This window comes from Flavobacterium sp. IMCC34852, from assembly GCF_030643905.1.
In the GTDB taxonomy this organism is placed as follows: domain Bacteria; phylum Bacteroidota; class Bacteroidia; order Flavobacteriales; family Flavobacteriaceae; genus Flavobacterium; species Flavobacterium rivulicola.
In genome coordinates, this window is sequence record NZ_CP121446.1 from 1,326,723 (window position 1) to 1,347,380 (window position 20,658).

Sequence of the window (20,658 nt, forward strand, 5' to 3'; positions counted from 1 at the left end):
GTTATTGTTGTTTATGCATTAACTAATTTAAAAATTATTTTATGAAAAGAATTTTACTTTTATTGCTGATTTTAGTCAGTACTCCATTTTTTGGGCAAACTTACCAAACCTGGAGGTCTGAGGCCACTGATAACATTTGGCAAACCAATAATAACTGGTGGAATTTTCCCAATGGAAGCCCAATAGTTTTTGGCCAACAGGAATGGGAAAACAACCATCAACTTTCGCAGCAGTCGACAGCTGATGTAAGCACTTGGCGATTCCTATTTAAGTCAGGGGCTTCTTCAACCCATACTTTTACGGGGAATAAAATTAGATTTTTTGATTTCGGAGGCCAAAATCCTTCCATTATTAATAATTCTTCTGCCAATCAAAATATCAACAATAATATTGAGGGTGATGGAAATGTTGCCGACCCCTTAGAAATTAGAGCAAACAACGGGAATTTAACATTTAACGGTACTGTAAATAACATGGGTTCATGGGTTGATATTTACGGCGTAAATGGCAAAAGTGTCTTTTTTACAGGAGCAATCTCCGGAAGTGGTGGTTTGAGTGTAAAAGAAAATAGTACGGTTACTATATCTAATGCGAACAATACCTATTCAGGTTCTACTTCTGTAGATGCAGGAACTTTAGTGGTACAAAAAGGAGGTCATTCTGCCAGTATTACTTCCGGAGCCATAGCTTTTACGTTTGCTTCAACCAATCAAGCGGCAGGCGTTTATGATTTTTTACCGGGCCAACTTGCCGGGAGTACTTCAAGAACCTTAACCAGTAATTTGGTTGCAGGTAAAACTGTTACTTTTAATTATACTACCGGTGACGTTACTATTTGTGATAATGTTGGGGTACCTGATTTTACATTACCTGCTACAGTATGTGCGGCTTCCAGTCTTTCTTCAATTTCTGTAAGCGTTTCTAACGCTACCAGTTATTCTTGGAGCACCACTAGTGGTGTTGTTATGAGCCCTTCTAGTGGTTCTATAGCTCCGGGATCAACTACTTTTTCTTCAACGGCTACTTTTGCCTCTTTTGCCAGCGGTACAGCTACTCTTACTTTAACGGTTAACGGTTGTAACGGTTCTCAAATGGCACAAAGAAATATTACCGTAATTGGCTTAGTGGGTACGCCAAGTTTTACTACGGGGGCTACTACACTTTGTCAGGATGCTGTTGATGAAACGTATACTGCTACCGCCGCAAACGCATCGGGTATTACTTATAGTGTTTCTCCAGTAGAAGCAGGCACTATAGATACTAATACTGGTGTTATGAATTGGAGTGCAACTTTTAGTGGAAATGCTACTATAACTGCCAGTGCAGAAGGATGTGGTGGACCTGTGACGGCAAATAGAGTAGTCGCCGTTACGCCAGCCGTTAGTGTTCCTAGTTTTACATTACCTGCTACAGTATGTGCGGCTTCCAGTCTTTCTTCAATTTCTGTAAGCGTTTCTAACGCTACCAGTTATTCTTGGAGTACCACTAGTGGTGTTGTTATGAGCCCTTCTAGTGGTTCTATAGCTCCGGGATCAACTACGTTTTCTTCAACGGCTACTTTTGCCTCTTTTGCCAGCGGTACAGCTACTCTTACTTTAACGGTTAACGGTTGTGACAGTTCTCAAATGGCACAAAGAAATATTACCGTAATTGGCTTAGTGGGAACACCAAGTTTTACAGCTGGTGCTACTATAGTTTGTCAAGATGCGTCAGATGAAACTTATATTGCTACAGCTTCTAATGCTACAGAAATCACTTATTCTGTTTCGCCTCCTGAAGCCGGAACGATTGGGTCTTCAACAGGTGTAATGAATTGGGAGGCCGGATTTAGTGGAGACGCTACTATAACTGCCAGTGCCGCCGGATGTGGTGGCCCTTTAACGGCCAATAGAGTAGTTACGGTTCAATCGAGATATTTATTCTATGTTGATTCAGATGGCGATGGTTACGGAAGTATTACAAGTAGTATGGAATGTTCTTCAAGTGCTTTAGTAGCACCAACCGGTTTTGCTACTAATGATGAAGATTGTGATGATACTGATGATACTATTAATCCTGGTGCTACTGAAGTTAACTTCAATGGTGAAGATGACGATTGTGACGGTTCTATATTTAACGGTCATGCTCCTGTTGTTTCAGATGTAACTACTCCAAGTGGTGCTTTGGCTTCGATGACCAGTCCAATTGAGTGTTCAGTAGCTACTAATACGACTCCATATTCAGGGGCTTCTGTTGTACACAAATTCAGAGTAACCAGAACTTCACCACCAGCTGCTCCGGTTGAGTTTGAAAGTGTTACGCGTACTTTTGCTATTTCATCTTTAGCTATTGCGGCTTATTCAGCTACTTATGAAGTGCAAGCCACTGCTATTGTCAACGGTGAAGAGCAACCTTATAATGGTAATACCGCTACGTTTACTACCCCGGCAGCACCGGTTATTACTACTGTTTCACAAATTTCAAATAACCAGTGTAATCAAACTTTGAGCGCGATTAATTCTTATATCTATGCCAGTAATGGTCCTGCAGTAGTTCAGTTGTATGATTTTGAAGTGATTCGCGAAGTAGAAGGTTTACCAACGCATACACAAGTTTATACGACTACCGCGCCTTATTTCCGATTGACCTCATTGTCAATACCGGTAACTTATGGTACTACATATAAAGTAAGATCTCGTTATGGTTATAATAGTTTTGGTAGTGAAATCAGATCAAGTTACAGTACACAATGTACTATTACTACTCCAAGTTTGCCTACAGTTCAAGTGGTAGGTACGCAATGTGATCAAACAATGGCTTCTATCAATGCATTTGTTTATTCAACAGTTGGTTTAGGAAGCGCCAATCTTTATGAATTTAGAGTAACCCGTATCGTAGCACCCGGAGAAACCACTCCTGCTGTTACTGAGGAGACCATTCAAAGAGTTGTTCCTTACTTTAGATTGACTATGTTGGAAAATTTATATATCGGATTAGGTAAAGAATATTCGGTATCGGTTCGTTACCGTGTCAATACTCCTGGTACAGTTCCCGGAACCCAGTTTTCAGATTGGAGTCCGATAGCTTGTTCAGTGTTTACTCCGGAATTTCCAACTACAGGAATGGTTGATGCCCAGTGTAATCTTGTTGATTTTACACCATCGATGTCACAATATATTTATTCAGGTATAGTAACGGGAGCTACTCAATACCGTTTCCGTTTGGAATTATTTGATGAAATGTCGCCAACCCCTGAAGTGCCTGTTTATAGTCAGTCAGTTGATAGCCCGAATAATTACGTAACCTTAAATCAGTTTACCGGTTTATTGCCGTCGACTACTTATGTGATAACAGTTTCAGTTGAGTTGTTTGGAGAGTTTGGTCCTTACGGAAAAGATTGTGCGGTAACTACTCCGGCATTTGCTGCTAAGACTGCCACAACCTTTGTAAGTTCAAGTTTTGAAGCCACCGCTTATCCGAATCCATTTGCCAATAACTTTACCTTAGGTGTTAAAACTTCAAGTCAGTCATCAATTGGGATTAAAGTATTTGATATGGTAGGTCGTTTGGTTGACCAAAACTCATTGAATGTTGCTGAATTGAAAAATATTTCTATTGGTGATAAATACCCAAGTGGTGTTTACAATGTGGTTGTTACCCAAGATGGTGTTGTTAAGACACTTCGCGTGGTTAAACGATAAATAAATATGGTTTCCGCCTTAACGGGAATGACAATATAAATTTTAACTTATTGAAAAAGAATCCTCGCTTTATGGCGGGGATTTTTTTATTTAAGTTGAGTTCCCATCAACGCGAGAATGATTGAGGATGATTCCTTCAATTCTTTTACTCAGGTTAAACTCAGCTAAGGGTTATAAATTCCTAACAATTATCTATTGAAAAAGTATAAAGCCTAATGGGTTAATTATTCTGTTTTCTGCTATTTCTATTTAACGCTACTCAAGAATAAATCTAAATTAATTAGAATAAAGTATCTAATATGACAGATGATAAATGTCATAGGTTTAGTTACTATTAGTGAAGTAACTTTAGGTAGGCAAAGATTGGTTTGCTAAAGAGGAAACCGAAAATCTTGAAAGAGAGTAGGTGTTTATTTAATTATTTAATTATGAGGAAAATTATTTTATTCTGTTTATTCATCTTTACGATGGCGGCAGTAAAAGCTCAAACAGTAACCATCACTGACGTTAATTTTCATGCAGCTTTGATTGCTAATGGAGTGGATACTAATTCCGATACTCTGATACAAACCAGCGAGGCATTGGAGGTTACTAGTTTAAATGTTCAATCCTACGGGATTACCAACATGACTGGAATCAGCAGCTTTACAAATCTGCAGATTTTAGATTGTTCGGGGAACTCATTAACGAGTTTAAATCTAACAGGGTTGAGTAGTTTACAATCATTATCTTGTAGCAATAATGCAATAACCAATTTAGATGTTTCATCTTGTACTGCATTAACTAATTTAAGTTTTACAGGTAATCCTATAGCTGTTTTTAATGCCTCGGATTGTACACTGCTGTCGACTATAAATGGTTATTCCGGATTTTCTAATGCTCACAATATTTATATTGCTACATTAACCAATTTGAATTTAACGAACTGTAGTGCATTACAGCGTTTGTATTTGGGTGGAAACAACTTATTAAATTCAGTTCAAATAACTGGATGTATTGGCTTAATAGAAATTACTCTTGTTAGCAATGCAATTTTAACTTCTTTTACGGTGTCCAACTTGCCCAATTTAACAAATTTTGAAGCTGCATACAATCCGCAATTAGCCTCGTTAACCTTTACAAACGACACAGCATTGAACTATTTGCTTTGTTATGAGAACGCATTAACTAGTTTAAACTTAAGTGGTTTGCCTTCATTAAATTTGCTTAATTGTCGTTCAAATTCCTTAACATCTTTAAATTTGAATGGTTTAACAACTTTAGTATATTTATTCTGTTTAAACAATAATTTAACTTCTCTAGATGTTAGTGGATTAAGCTCACTATATCAATTGAATTGCATAGGCAATTCAGGTTTAACTTGTATAAAAGTAGCTGATGTATCTGCGGCTAATTCAAATGAAGCATGGACAAAAGATGCTGCTGCGATTTATTCCACTACTTGTGCTACTACAGTTCAATTAACGGTAACAAAAGCTGGAGCCGGCGCAGGTTCAGTTGTTTCAAGTCCAGCAGGAATTGACTGTGGAAGTACATGTACTTTTGATTTCTCTATAAATACACAAGTAACATTGACAGCTGTGCCAAGTTTAGGTTCGGTATTTTTAGGTTGGACAGGTGCCTATGTAGGAACTGATGCATCTATAAATGTTACTATGGATGTTGCTAAATCAATTACAGCTAACTTTGGCGAAGCTCAATTTCCTTTAACCATTTCAAATATTGGAAATGGAAATATAATAAGTACACCAGCCGGAATTAGTTGTGGTAGTAGCTGTATAGCAAATTTTGATATTGGAGCTACTGTAACTCTTACTGCAATTCCAAATTCCGGAGCAACTTTTTTAGGATGGGGTGGATCGTGCACAGGTACGGAGTTGACATGCACCGTTACAATGGATAGTGCAAAATCAGTAACTGCTACATTTGACGGAATTCAAGTAAATGAATTTTTATTAACAGTAACAAAAGCTGGAGCTGGTGTTGGAACAATTTCAAGTTCTCCAGCTGGAATTAATTGCGGAAGTACATGTTCTTCAGCATTTGCAATTGATACAGTGGTGACATTGACAGCTGTACCAAGTTACGGCTCTGTATTTACTGGATGGTCAGGAGGTGGAACTTCTGGAAATGATGCAACAATAAGTGTAACAATGGATGCTGCGAAATCTATAACTGCAAACTTTGGCAGAGCACAATTTCCTTTAACGATTTCAAACTCTGGAGGAGGAACTGTATCAAGTACTCCTGCAGGTATTAATTGTGGATTAAATTGTACCGCAAATTATGAATTTGGTATGAATGTACAGCTTAATGCAATACCTAGTTCGGGGGCAATATTTGCAGGATGGACTGGAGCTTGCTCAGGAACAGGTCCGTGTACTGTAACTATTGATGCTGCAAAAACAGTAAATGCCCGTTTTACATATCCGCTTACGATTACTAGATCAGGAACTGGTGGAGGAACCGTAACAAGTTCTCCTACAGGAATTTCTTGTGGATCAACATGTACAGCAAATTATGATGCCAATCAAATGGTAACTTTAACAGCTATTTCGGATGCAACGTCAACATTTGTAGGTTGGTCCGGAGCTGTATCTTCAAGTTCGGCTACAATAAATGTTACAATGGATGCTGCAAAATCAATAAATGCTCAATTCAATGTAATTAAATATACATTAAATGTCCTTTATATTGGTTCTCATTTTAGTGAAGGCACATGGCATAGCGGAGGAACTATTACAACTAGTCCAACTGGTATTAACTGTCCTTCAATATGTACAGCTGAATATACAATTGGAACACAAGTTACTTTAACTGCTGCTCCAAATCTCGGATATCAGTTTAACGGATGGTCAGGGCCTTGTACGGGTATTGAGCCTTGTGTTTTAACCATGAATTCAGCAAAATCTGTAACTGCAACATTTGTATGTGTAACTCCAAATACACCTTCTTCCATATCTGGTAATGCTATAGTTTGTCCAGGTGCTACAGCAACGTATTCGGTTATTAATGATCCAAATGCTTCAAGTTATACCTGGACTTTACCGTCTGGTTGGAGTGGTAATAGTACAACAAATAGCATTACTGTAACAGCGGGTGATACGGGAACCTTATCTGTAAAAGCCAACAGTATTTGTGGTTCCAGTAGTGCAAGTTCGGAGTTAGTTGTCACTGTAAATTCACTGCCAATAGATACTAATGAAAATCAACTGAGTGAAATAACTGCAGATGCCAACACTATTATTTTAGACCATTTTAATGCTGCTACTACGGGTCAACTATATGGGTCTATTAATTATGTACCGAGCATGAATGGAATGGGTGCTGCAGCCGAATTCAAAAACAATAATTGGATTCGTTATAACTATAATGCAAACCTAAGCAGTTCAGGTACTATTGATTTTTGGATTTATGCCAAAGCGTACAATATTCCACTTGCTAATATTAATTGGAATACGGGAGCTACTTCCTATCCAGGAGCCGGACATGTATTTCATTCACGAATTAATGCTGCCGGAAAAATTGATGTTGGCGCATGGCCTACAGGTTCATTTTCCAGTAATGCCTCCATACCATTAAATACGTGGACGCGTATAACAATTACCTGGGGAAACAATAATAATATTATTTATATCAATGGTGTTGCAGATGTAATAAACACAAGTGCATTTAGTCCTTCTGCAAACGGGAACTACAGCATTTATGTTCCGTATTGGGGAACTACAAATGAGTTTTATTTGGATGAATTTCACGTGTCAAATAAAAAAAGGACACCAGAAGAAATTAATAGTGTATATAATTTATTTATTGACTCTGAAATGGATTCAGTTTGTGAAAATACATCAACTAATATTAGGATTACAAATCCTGAAATAGGCATTAGTTACCAACTTTTCAAAGAAAATCAACCCTTTGGGGATTCCCAAGTTGGAGCTAGCAACCCTTTGATTTTTAGTACGGGTGACTTGAATGAAACTACAAATTTTACAGTTAAAGCAACCAATCCAACAAGTGGATGCTATAGAATGTTGAGTGGTATTCTAACAATTACTGTAACCGCTCAACCTACTTGGTATACCGATGCGGATAATGATGGTTATCCATCTAGTGTTGCGACTGTGACACAATGTGATCGTCCAATTAATGGTAAATTGCTTTCAGAGTTGACAGCGAGTACTGAAGATTGCGATGATACTGATGATACTATTAATCCTGATGCTACAGAAGTTAACTTCAACGGTGAAGATGACGATTGTGACGGTTCTATATTTAACGGTCATGCACCGGTTGTTTCAGATGTAACTACTCCAAGTGGTGCTTTGGCTTCGATGACCAGTCCAATTGAGTGTTCAGTAGCTACTAATACGACTCCATATTCAGGGGCTTCTGTTGTACACAAATTCAGAGTAACCAGAACTTCACCACCGGCTGCTCCGGTTGAGTTTGAAAGTGCTACGCGTACTTTTGCTATTTCATCTTTAGCTATTGCGGCTTATTCAGCTACTTATGAAGTGCAAGCCACTGCTATTGTCAACGGTGAAGAGCAACCTTATAATGGTAATACCGCTACGTTTACTACCCCGGCAGCACCGGTTATTACTACTGTTTCACAAATTTCAAATAACCAGTGTAATCAAACTTTGAGCGCGATTAATTCTTATATCTATGCCAGTAATGGTCCTGCAGTAGTTCAGTTGTATGATTTTGAAGTGATTCGCGAAGTAGAAGGTTTACCAACGCATACACAAGTTTATACGACTACCGCGCCTTATTTCCGATTGACCTCATTGTCAATACCGGTAACTTATGGTACTACATATAAAGTAAGATCTCGTTATGGTTATAATAGTTTTGGTAGTGAAATCAGATCAAGTTACAGTACACAATGTACTATTACTACTCCAAGTTTGCCTACAGTTCAAGTGGTAGGTACGCAATGTGATCAAACAATGGCTTCTATCAATGCATTTGTTTATTCAACAGTTGGTTTAGGAAGCGCCAATCTTTATGAATTTAGAGTAACCCGTATCGTAGCACCCGGAGAAACCACTCCTGCTGTTACTGAGGAGACCATTCAAAGAATTGTTCCTTACTTTAGATTGACTATGTTGGAAAATTTATATATCGGATTAGGTAAAGAATATTCGGTATCGGTTCGTTACCGTGTCAATACTCCTGGTACAGTTCCCGGAACCCAGTTTTCAGATTGGAGTCCGATAGCTTGTTCAGTGTTTACTCCGGAATTTCCAACTACAGGAATGGTTGATGCCCAGTGTAATCTTGTTGATTTTACACCATCGATGTCACAATATATTTATTCAGGTATAGTAACGGGAGCTACTCAATACCGTTTCCGTTTGGAATTATTTGATGAAATGTCGCCAACCCCTGAAGTGCCTGTTTATAGTCAGTCAGTTGATAGCCCGAATAATTACGTAACCTTAAATCAGTTTACCGGTTTATTGCCGTCGACTACTTATGTTGTTACAGTTTCAGTTGAGTTGTTTGGAGAGTTTGGTCCTTACGGAAAAGATTGTGCGGTAACTACTCCGGCATTTGCTGCTAAGACTGCCACAACCTTTGTAAGTTCAAGTTTTGAAGCCACCGCTTATCCGAATCCATTTGCCAATAACTTTACCTTAGGTGTTAAAACTTCAAGTCAGTCATCAATTGGGATTAAAGTATTTGATATGGTAGGTCGTTTGGTTGACCAAAACTCATTGAATGTTGCTGAATTGAAAAATATTTCTATTGGTGATAAATACCCAAGTGGTGTTTACAATGTGGTTGTTACCCAAGATGGTGTTGTTAAGACACTTCGCGTGGTTAAACGATAAATAAATATGGTTTCCGCCTTAACGGGAATGACAATATAAATTTTAACTTATTGAAAAAGAATCCTCGCTTTATGGCGGGGATTTTTTTATTTAAGTTGAGTTCCCATCAACGCGAGAATGATTGAGGATGATTCCTTCAATTCTTTTACTCAGGTTAAACTCAGCTAAGGGTTATAAATTCCTAACAATTATCTATTGAAAAAGTATAAAGCCTAATGGGTTAATTATTCTGTTTTCTGCTATTTCTATTTAACGCTACTCAAGAATAAATCTAAATTAATTAGAATAAAGTATCTAATATGACAGATGATAAATGTCATAGGTTTAGTTACTATTAGTGAAGTAACTTTAGGTAGGCAAAGATTGGTTTGCTAAAGAGGAAACCGAAAATCTTGAAAGAGAGTAGGTGTTTATTTAATTATTTAATTATGAGGAAAATTATTTTATTCTGTTTATTCATCTTTACGATGGCGGCAGTAAAAGCTCAAACAGTAACCATCACTGACGTTAATTTTCATGCAGCTTTGATTGCTAATGGAGTGGATACTAATTCCGATACTCTGATACAAACCAGCGAGGCATTGGAGGTTACTAGTTTAAATGTTCAATCCTACGGGATTACCAACATGACTGGAATCAGCAGCTTTACAAATCTGCAGATTTTAGATTGTTCGGGGAACTCATTAACGAGTTTAAATCTAACAGGGTTGAGTAGTTTACAATCATTATCTTGTAGCAATAATGCAATAACCAATTTAGATGTTTCATCTTGTACTGCATTAACTAATTTAAGTTTTACAGGTAATCCTATAGCTGTTTTTAATGCCTCGGATTGTACACTGCTGTCGACTATAAATGGTTATTCCGGATTTTCTAATGCTCACAATATTTATATTGCTACATTAACCAATTTGAATTTAACGAACTGTAGTGCATTACAGCGTTTGTATTTGGGTGGAAACAACTTATTAAATTCAGTTCAAATAACTGGATGTATTGGCTTAATAGAAATTACTCTTGTTAGCAATGCAATTTTAACTTCTTTTACGGTGTCCAACTTGCCCAATTTAACAAATTTTGAAGCTGCATACAATCCGCAATTAGCCTCGTTAACCTTTACAAACGACACAGCATTGAACTATTTGCTTTGTTATGAGAACGCATTAACTAGTTTAAACTTAAGTGGTTTGCCTTCATTAAATTTGCTTAATTGTCGTTCAAATTCCTTAACATCTTTAAATTTGAATGGTTTAACAACTTTAGTATATTTATTCTGTTTAAACAATAATTTAACTTCTCTAGATGTTAGTGGATTAAGCTCACTATATCAATTGAATTGCATAGGCAATTCAGGTTTAACTTGTATAAAAGTAGCTGATGTATCTGCGGCTAATTCAAATGAAGCATGGACAAAAGATGCTGCTGCGATTTATTCCACTACTTGTGCTACTACAGTTCAATTAACGGTAACAAAAGCTGGAGCCGGCGCAGGTTCAGTTGTTTCAAGTCCAGCAGGAATTGACTGTGGAAGTACATGTACTTTTGATTTCTCTATAAATACACAAGTAACATTGACAGCTGTGCCAAGTTTAGGTTCGGTATTTTTAGGTTGGACAGGTGCCTATGTAGGAACTGATGCATCTATAAATGTTACTATGGATGTTGCTAAATCAATTACAGCTAACTTTGGCGAAGCTCAATTTCCTTTAACCATTTCAAATATTGGAAATGGAAATATAATAAGTACACCAGCCGGAATTAGTTGTGGTAGTAGCTGTATAGCAAATTTTGATATTGGAGCTACTGTAACTCTTACTGCAATTCCAAATTCCGGAGCAACTTTTTTAGGATGGGGTGGATCGTGCACAGGTACGGAGTTGACATGCACCGTTACAATGGATAGTGCAAAATCAGTAACTGCTACATTTGACGGAATTCAAGTAAATGAATTTTTATTAACAGTAACAAAAGCTGGAGCTGGTGTTGGAACAATTTCAAGTTCTCCAGCTGGAATTAATTGCGGAAGTACATGTTCTTCAGCATTTGCAATTGATACAGTGGTGACATTGACAGCTGTACCAAGTTACGGCTCTGTATTTACTGGATGGTCAGGAGGTGGAACTTCTGGAAATGATGCAACAATAAGTGTAACAATGGATGCTGCGAAATCTATAACTGCAAACTTTGGCAGAGCACAATTTCCTTTAACGATTTCAAACTCTGGAGGAGGAACTGTATCAAGTACTCCTGCAGGTATTAATTGTGGATTAAATTGTACCGCAAATTATGAATTTGGTATGAATGTACAGCTTAATGCAATACCTAGTTCGGGGGCAATATTTGCAGGATGGACTGGAGCTTGCTCAGGAACAGGTCCGTGTACTGTAACTATTGATGCTGCAAAAACAGTAAATGCCCGTTTTACATATCCGCTTACGATTACTAGATCAGGAACTGGTGGAGGAACCGTAACAAGTTCTCCTACAGGAATTTCTTGTGGATCAACATGTACAGCAAATTATGATGCCAATCAAATGGTAACTTTAACAGCTATTTCGGATGCAACGTCAACATTTGTAGGTTGGTCCGGAGCTGTATCTTCAAGTTCGGCTACAATAAATGTTACAATGGATGCTGCAAAATCAATAAATGCTCAATTCAATGTAATTAAATATACATTAAATGTCCTTTATATTGGTTCTCATTTTAGTGAAGGCACATGGCATAGCGGAGGAACTATTACAACTAGTCCAACTGGTATTAACTGTCCTTCAATATGTACAGCTGAATATACAATTGGAACACAAGTTACTTTAACTGCTGCTCCAAATCTCGGATATCAGTTTAACGGATGGTCAGGGCCTTGTACGGGTATTGAGCCTTGTGTTTTAACCATGAATTCAGCAAAATCTGTAACTGCAACATTTGTATGTGTAACTCCAAATACACCTTCTTCCATATCTGGTAATGCTATAGTTTGTCCAGGTGCTACAGCAACGTATTCGGTTATTAATGATCCAAATGCTTCAAGTTATACCTGGACTTTACCGTCTGGTTGGAGTGGTAATAGTACAACAAATAGCATTACTGTAACAGCGGGTGATACGGGAACCTTATCTGTAAAAGCCAACAGTATTTGTGGTTCCAGTAGTGCAAGTTCGGAGTTAGTTGTCACTGTAAATTCACTGCCAATAGATACTAATGAAAATCAACTGAGTGAAATAACTGCAGATGCCAACACTATTATTTTAGACCATTTTAATGCTGCTACTACGGGTCAACTATATGGGTCTATTAATTATGTACCGAGCATGAATGGAATGGGTGCTGCAGCCGAATTCAAAAACAATAATTGGATTCGTTATAACTATAATGCAAACCTAAGCAGTTCAGGTACTATTGATTTTTGGATTTATGCCAAAGCGTACAATATTCCACTTGCTAATATTAATTGGAATACGGGAGCTACTTCCTATCCAGGAGCCGGACATGTATTTCATTCACGAATTAATGCTGCCGGAAAAATTGATGTTGGCGCATGGCCTACAGGTTCATTTTCCAGTAATGCCTCCATACCATTAAATACGTGGACGCGTATAACAATTACCTGGGGAAACAATAATAATATTATTTATATCAATGGTGTTGCAGATGTAATAAACACAAGTGCATTTAGTCCTTCTGCAAACGGGAACTACAGCATTTATGTTCCGTATTGGGGAACTACAAATGAGTTTTATTTGGATGAATTTCACGTGTCAAATAAAAAAAGGACACCAGAAGAAATTAATAGTGTATATAATTTATTTATTGACTCTGAAATGGATTCAGTTTGTGAAAATACATCAACTAATATTAGGATTACAAATCCTGAAATAGGCATTAGTTACCAACTTTTCAAAGAAAATCAACCCTTTGGGGATTCCCAAGTTGGAGCTAGCAACCCTTTGATTTTTAGTACGGGTGACTTGAATGAAACTACAAATTTTACAGTTAAAGCAACCAATCCAACAAGTGGATGCTATAGAATGTTGAGTGGTATTCTAACAATTACTGTAACCGCTCAACCTACTTGGTATACCGATGCGGATAATGATGGTTATCCATCTAGTGTTGCGACTGTGACACAATGTGATCGTCCAATTAATGGTAAATTGCTTTCAGAGTTGACAGCGAGTACTGAAGATTGCGATGATACTGATGATACTATTAATCCTGATGCTACAGAAGTTAACTTCAACGGTGAAGATGACGATTGTGACGGTTCTATATTTAACGGTCATGCACCGGTTGTTTCAGATGTAACTACTCCAAGTGGTGCTTTGGCTTCGATGACCAGTCCAATTGAGTGTTCAGTAGCTACTAATACGACTCCATATTCAGGGGCTTCTGTTGTACACAAATTCAGAGTAACCAGAACTTCACCACCGGCTGCTCCGGTTGAGTTTGAAAGTGCTACGCGTACTTTTGCTATTTCATCTTTAGCTATTGCGGCTTATTCAGCTACTTATGAAGTGCAAGCCACTGCTATTGTCAACGGTGAAGAGCAACCTTATAATGGTAATACCGCTACGTTTACTACCCCGGCAGCACCGGTTATTACTACTGTTTCACAAATTTCAAATAACCAGTGTAATCAAACTTTGAGCGCGATTAATTCTTATATCTATGCCAGTAATGGTCCTGCAGTAGTTCAGTTGTATGATTTTGAAGTGATTCGCGAAGTAGAAGGTTTACCAACGCATACACAAGTTTATACGACTACCGCGCCTTATTTCCGATTGACCTCATTGTCAATACCGGTAACTTATGGTACTACATATAAAGTAAGATCTCGTTATGGTTATAATAGTTTTGGTAGTGAAATCAGATCAAGTTACAGTACACAATGTACTATTACTACTCCAAGTTTGCCTACAGTTCAAGTGGTAGGTACGCAATGTGATCAAACAATGGCTTCTATCAATGCATTTGTTTATTCAACAGTTGGTTTAGGAAGCGCCAATCTTTATGAATTTAGAGTAACCCGTATCGTAGCACCCGGAGAAACCACTCCTGCTGTTACTGAGGAGACCATTCAAAGAATTGTTCCTTACTTTAGATTGACTATGTTGGAAAATTTATATATCGGATTAGGTAAAGAATATTCGGTATCGGTTCGTTACCGTGTCAATACTCCTGGTACAGTTCCCGGAACCCAGTTTTCAGATTGGAGTCCGATAGCTTGTTCAGTGTTTACTCCGGAATTTCCAACTACAGGAATGGTTGATGCCCAGTGTAATCTTGTTGATTTTACACCATCGATGTCACAATATATTTATTCAGGTATAGTAACGGGAGCTACTCAATACCGTTTCCGTTTGGAATTATTTGATGAAATGTCGCCAACCCCTGAAGTGCCTGTTTATAGTCAATCAGTTGATAGCCCGAATAATTATGTAACCTTAAATCAGTTTACCGGTTTATTGCCGTCGACTACTTATGTTGTTACAGTTTCAGTTGAGTTGTTTGGAGAGTTTGGTCCTTACGGAAAAGATTGTGCGGTAACTACTCCGGCATTTGCTGCTAAAGCAACACCGGCAATGGATTTAGGATTTGAGGCAACGATTTATCCGAATCCGTTTACTACAAACTTCACTTTAGCTGTTGAGACTTCAAGTCAAACTGATTTTGGAATCAAAGTATTTGATATGGTTGGAAGATTGGTTGACCAAAGAACGGTTTCGGTATCAGAAATGAAGAAAGGTATCTTAGGCGACCAATACCCGAGTGGTGTTTACAACGTAATCATCACCCAAGATGAAGTGGTAAAAACACTTCGTGTGGTGAAAAGATAATTTCCCTCCAGAATGGGAATGAGAATGTAAATTTTAAATTATTGAAAAAGGAATCCTCGCTTTATGGCGGGGATTTTTTTTTGGGTATTGGGTTAAGTTTTTTAATAGATAAAATTCTTACTTTTAATTTTTTAAGGAGTCTTATTTTGACCGACCAACTGTGCAAAAAAATCGACCAACGGAATGTTTTTGACTGGTTAACAATTAGTTAATATCTTTTTCTTTTTTTCCCTCTAATTCTATTTATTTTTGTTGTTCAATTCTTATTAAATAAATATGAAAAACACTTTACATTTTAGAAAAATTCAGCAATTTTTTTTCTTGAGTTTTACAATGTTATTGCTGCTTTTGTCCGGAAAAGGATATGGGCAGGTTAGTATTACTACTACTGGTACTCCACTTACACAAAATTTTGATGGTATGGGTGCAACAGGAACTACAACTCCAACAAACTGGTTTGTAGGTACAGGAACAACTGCAAACGGAACAACTGTTGTTGCAGGAACAGGGAGTGCAAATGGTGGAGGAAATTATAATTTTGGATCTTCCGGTTCTGGTGAAAGAGCACTTGGGTCTCTTTGCTCAAGTAGTACACTTAGGAATACAGAAGTTAGATTTACCAATAATTCAGGTAGTACTATTGCTTCAATAATCATTTCATATGATGGTGAACAGTGGCGACTTGGTCAAACAGCAAGTGTTGATACTGGTTTAGTATTACAATATAGTGCTAATGGTACTACTTACACAGCAATGGGCTCTTCTTATAATTTTGTTCCACCAGTTACTGTTGGAACCGCTGGACCTCTTGATGGAAATGCCGGTGCTAATAGAGTAGCCGGTATTGGAGGAACTTATACTCCAAGCACACCGATAGCTCCTGGTGCAACTTTTTACTTACGTTGGGTAGATTCTGATAATTCTGGATCTGATGCGGGTAATGCAGTTGATAATTTTAGCTTAACAGCTGTTGCTGCACTGTCTGCACCAACAGTGACTACTACGGCTGCGGTTGTTAACAGTACTACTTCGGCTACTTTGGCCGGAAACGTTACTGCGACCAATGGTGCTGACATTACAGGGAACGGTTCGGTTTATTCTACTACCGATGCTACGCCAACTATTGATGAAGGCGCTACTCAGTTGGCTACAGATACACCAAGTACTGGTACTGGTGCCTTTTCAAAATCTACCGGTAGTGTTTTGAGTGTAAATACACTTTATTATTATAATGCTTATGCTATCAATTCACAAGGAACAGGTTATGGAACAGCTTCTAGTTTTTATACTTTAGCCAATGTGCCAACAACCCCTACGGTTGATACTCCAACTACAACCTCTTTGAATGTTACTATTGGAGGAAGTGATGGTAATCCATCTACAACTGAATATGCTATTCAAGCTAACGGCGGGAATTATGTTCAAGCCGACGGAAGCTTAGCTGCAGGTGCTGTATGGCAAACGGCTGCTGCATGGGGAACTAAAACCGTTACCGGTTTATTATCAAGCACATTGTACTCTTTTGCTGTAAAAGCCAGAAACGGCGCTAATGTTGAAACCGCTTTTGGTACAGCAGGCACAGGAACTACCGATACGGTTACGGCAGCGAATTTAGTTTTAACATCAGGTACACCTGCTTTTGGAAGTATTTGTATTAATACTGAAGCTAAAGCCAGTTTTACTTTTAACGGGTTCAACCTTAACAGTACAGATTTGACTGTTTCCTCTTCAAGAGCTGATACTGTTATTACATATTCCTTAACTGAAAACGGTACTTATTCTGCTTCATTAACCATTCCAAATAGTGGTACTTCATTATCCAATCAAATTGTTTGGGTAAAATTTGCCCCAATTGAAGAATTAACGCTTGCGGGTGATGTTTTCTCTATTACAGGTGGCGGACTAGACTTGCCATTTGAGTTTTCAGTTACCGGTACGGCTGTAAATACAGTAGTTTCGGGAGTAACAACTGCAGCAGCTACTGATATTACTGCTCTTTCTGCTACTTTCAATGCGGGAACCTTTGTAATTGGATGTTCTCCGGTTACATATGGAATTGAGTATAGTACCAGTGCTACTTTCACCGTTAGTCAAACCATAACTGATGCACTTCCCTACACTTTATCAGGTTTGGAACCTAATACAACTTATTACTATAGAGCTTTTGCTATTGATGATGTTGATGTGGCCTTTGGAGATGAGTTAAGTTTTACTACTGCTCAATTAGCGGCACCAAATGATTTGCCGGGTGCCCCTGTTTCTTATGATAGCTTTACAGCTAATTGGGAATCAGTTGACGGAGCTGACGAATACAGATTGGATGTGAGTACTTCACCAACGTTCAGTATTACAAATCCACTTTCTAATTTATTGATTACTGAATATGGAGAAGGAAGCGGTGGAAATAAAAAATATATTGAAATTTATAATGGTACTGGACAAACAGTAGATTTGGCTAATTACCAAATATGGAAAAATGCAAACGGAAGTAATTGGAATTTTCAAACCGATAATGTAACTCCATCAATTCCTTTGTCTTTAACAGGAACTTTAGCTAATGGGGCAACTTATGTGATTGCTAATAATGCAACTGATGTCATTGGGGCTAATTTATACAACACCTTCTTAACTTTCAATGGTGATGATGCTACCGGATTAGCTTGGAATGGCGGTTCAGGAACAACATTTACTTTGATTGATGCGGTTGGAACTAGTGGCGTTGATCCGGGAACTGGTTGGTCAGTAGCCGGAACAGCCAATGCTACCGTTGATAAAATCTTAATCAGAAAACCAACTGTACTTGTTGGTAATACCAATTGGACAGCTTCTGCCGGTACTAATACGACCGACTCAGAATGGACAGTTTCAAGTTTTACTTATAATGCTACCAATCAAACAACTGATTTAGGTTTGCATGCCGTTAACAACGTAAACCCATCATTTATTATTGAAAACCAATCGGTTGCAGGAACTTCTTATCCGGTTACTGGTTTAGAAGGTAGTACCAATTATTACTATAGAGTTAGAGCTACGAGTACCAACAGTACATCAGCCAATTCAGATGTAGTAACTGTTACGACAGATGCCACGCCACCAACTTTTGGCAGTGTTGCTCAAAGTGGTGCAGAAGAGGTTTGTGATGGCAGTGAAGGAACATTTAATGTTACCGGTTTATTGCCAAACAGCACTTCTACGATTACTTATAACATTAATGGTGGTGCTCCTCAAATGGTTACCAATGTTGTAGCTAATATTTCAGGTTTTGCGACCTTTGCAGTAACATTACCGGCTTCCTTAAACGGACAAATCCTTACAGTTACCCAAGTTGAAAGAACTGATATTACCAGTCCGATTTTGACAGTTACCGCCAATAATACAGCTTCAATCGCTGTTCAATCGAGATATTTATTCTATGTTGATTCAGATGGCGATGGTTACGGAAGTACTACAAGTAGTATGGAATGTTCTTCAAGTGCTTTAGTAGCGCCAACCGGTTTTGCTACTAATGATGAAGATTGTGATGATACTGATGATACTATTAATCCTGGTGCTACTGAAGTTAACTTCAATGGTGAAGATGACGATTGTGACGGTTCTATATTTAACGGTCATGCTCCTGTTGTTTCAGATGTAACTACTCCAAGTGGTGCTTTGGCTTCGATGACCAGTCCAATTGAGTGTTCAGTAGCTACTAATACGACTCCATATTCAGGGGCTTCTGTTGTACACAAATTCAGAGTAACCAGAACTTCACCACCAGCTGCTCCGGTTGAGTTTGAAAGTGTTACGCGTACTTTTGCTATTTCATCTTTAGCTATTGCGGCTTATTCAGCTACTTATGAAGTGCAAGCCACTGCTATTGTCAACGGTGAAGAGCAACCTTATAATGGTAATACCGCTACGTTTACTACCCCGGCAGCACCGGTTATTACTACTGTTTCACAAATTTCAAATAACCAGTGTAATCAAACTTTGAGCGCGATTAATTCTTATATCTATGCCAGTAATGGTCCTGCAGTAGTTCAGTTGTATGATTTTGAAGTGATTCGCGAAGTAGAAGGTTTACCAACGCATACACAAGTTTATACGACTACCGCGCCTTATTTCCGATTGACCTCATTGTCAATACCGGTAACTTATGGTACTACATATAAAGTAAGATCTCGTTATGGTTATAATAGTTTTGGTAGTGAAATCAGATCAAGTTACAGTACACAATGTACTATTACTACTCCAAGTTTGCCTACAGTTCAAGTGGTAGGTACGCAATGTGATCAAACAATGGCTTCTATCAATGCATTTGTTTATTCAACAGTTGGTTTAGGAAGCGCCAATCTTTATGAATTTAGAGTAACCCGTATCGTAGCACCCGGAGAAACCACTCCTGCTGTTACTGAGGAGACCATTCAAAGAGTTGTTCCTTACTTTAGATTGACTATGTTGGAAAATTTATATATCGGATTAGGTAAAGAATATTCGGTATCGGTTCGTTACCGTGTCAATACTCCTGGTACAGTTCCCGGAACCCAGTTTTCAGATTGGAGTCCGATAGCTTGTTCAGTGTTTACTCCGGAATTTCCAACTACAGGAATGGTTGATGCCCAGTGTAATCTTGTTGATTTTACACCATCGATGTCACAATATATTTATTCAGGTATAGTAACGGGAGCTACTCAATACCGTTTCCGTTTGGAATTATTTGATGAAATGTCGCCAACCCCTGAAGTGCCTGTTTATAGTCAATCAGTTGATAGCCCGAATAATTATGTAACCTTAAATCAGTTTACCGGTTTATTGCCGTCGACTACTTATGTTGTTACAGTTTCAGTTGAGTTGTTTGGAGAGTTTGGTCCTTACGGAAAAGATTGTGCGGTAACTACTCCGGCATTTGCTGCTAAAGCAACACCGGCAATGGATTTAGGATTTGAGGCAACGATTTATCCGAATCCGTTTACTACAAACTTCACTTTAGCTGTTGAGACTTCAAGTCAAACTGATTTTGGAATCAAAGTATTTGATATGGTTGGAAGATTGGTTGACCAAAGAACGGTTTCGGTATCAGAAATGAAGAAAGGTATCTTAGGCGACCAATACCCGAGTGGTGTTTACAACGTAATCATCACCCAAGATGAAGTGGTAAAAACACTTCGTGTGGTGAAAAGATAAATTTGAAGTACTGAATGTAGAGTACGAACTGTTTAAAAAAATCCCTGTCTCGTGAATGAGATGGGGATTTTTTATTACTAAAATGAAATGTTTGTTATTTTTTAAAGTTTTAATTTGAAAGAGCGTTAAATAAAA

General features: G+C 38.1%; 4 protein-coding genes. All 4 read left to right on the top strand.

All coding sequences use genetic code 11. From position 1 onward, the window contains the following. Positions 1-41 precede the first annotated feature (41 nt). A complete protein-coding gene (locus tag P7V56_RS05700; protein ID WP_304986251.1) occupies positions 42-3,680 on the top strand; it encodes a T9SS type A sorting domain-containing protein in 3,639 nt (1,212 codons plus the stop codon). A 428-nt stretch (positions 3,681-4,108) separates the two neighbouring features. After that, positions 4,109-9,520 (top strand): InlB B-repeat-containing protein, encoded by a 5,412-nt coding sequence (locus P7V56_RS05705; RefSeq protein WP_304986252.1) that lies wholly within the window; start codon positions 4,109-4,111, stop codon positions 9,518-9,520. 428 nt (positions 9,521-9,948) lie between these two features. Beyond that, a complete protein-coding gene (locus P7V56_RS05710) occupies positions 9,949-15,357 on the top strand; it encodes an InlB B-repeat-containing protein (RefSeq protein ID WP_304986253.1) in 5,409 nt (1,802 codons plus the stop codon). Between the two features lie 276 nt (positions 15,358-15,633). After that, the gene (locus P7V56_RS05715) at positions 15,634-20,523 is read left to right on the top strand and encodes a lamin tail domain-containing protein (RefSeq protein WP_304986254.1); all 4,890 of its coding nucleotides are present in this window, start codon (positions 15,634-15,636) and stop codon (positions 20,521-20,523) included. Positions 20,524-20,658 lie beyond the last annotated feature (135 nt).

Coding starts and splice junctions, on each gene's coding strand:
- P7V56_RS05700 (WP_304986251.1), top strand. CDS start 42: ATGAAAAGAATTTTACTTTTATTGCTGATTTTAGTCAGTACTCCATTT.
- P7V56_RS05705 (WP_304986252.1), top strand. CDS start 4,109: ATGAGGAAAATTATTTTATTCTGTTTATTCATCTTTACGATGGCGGCA.
- P7V56_RS05710 (WP_304986253.1), top strand. CDS start 9,949: ATGAGGAAAATTATTTTATTCTGTTTATTCATCTTTACGATGGCGGCA.
- P7V56_RS05715 (WP_304986254.1), top strand. CDS start 15,634: ATGAAAAACACTTTACATTTTAGAAAAATTCAGCAATTTTTTTTCTTG.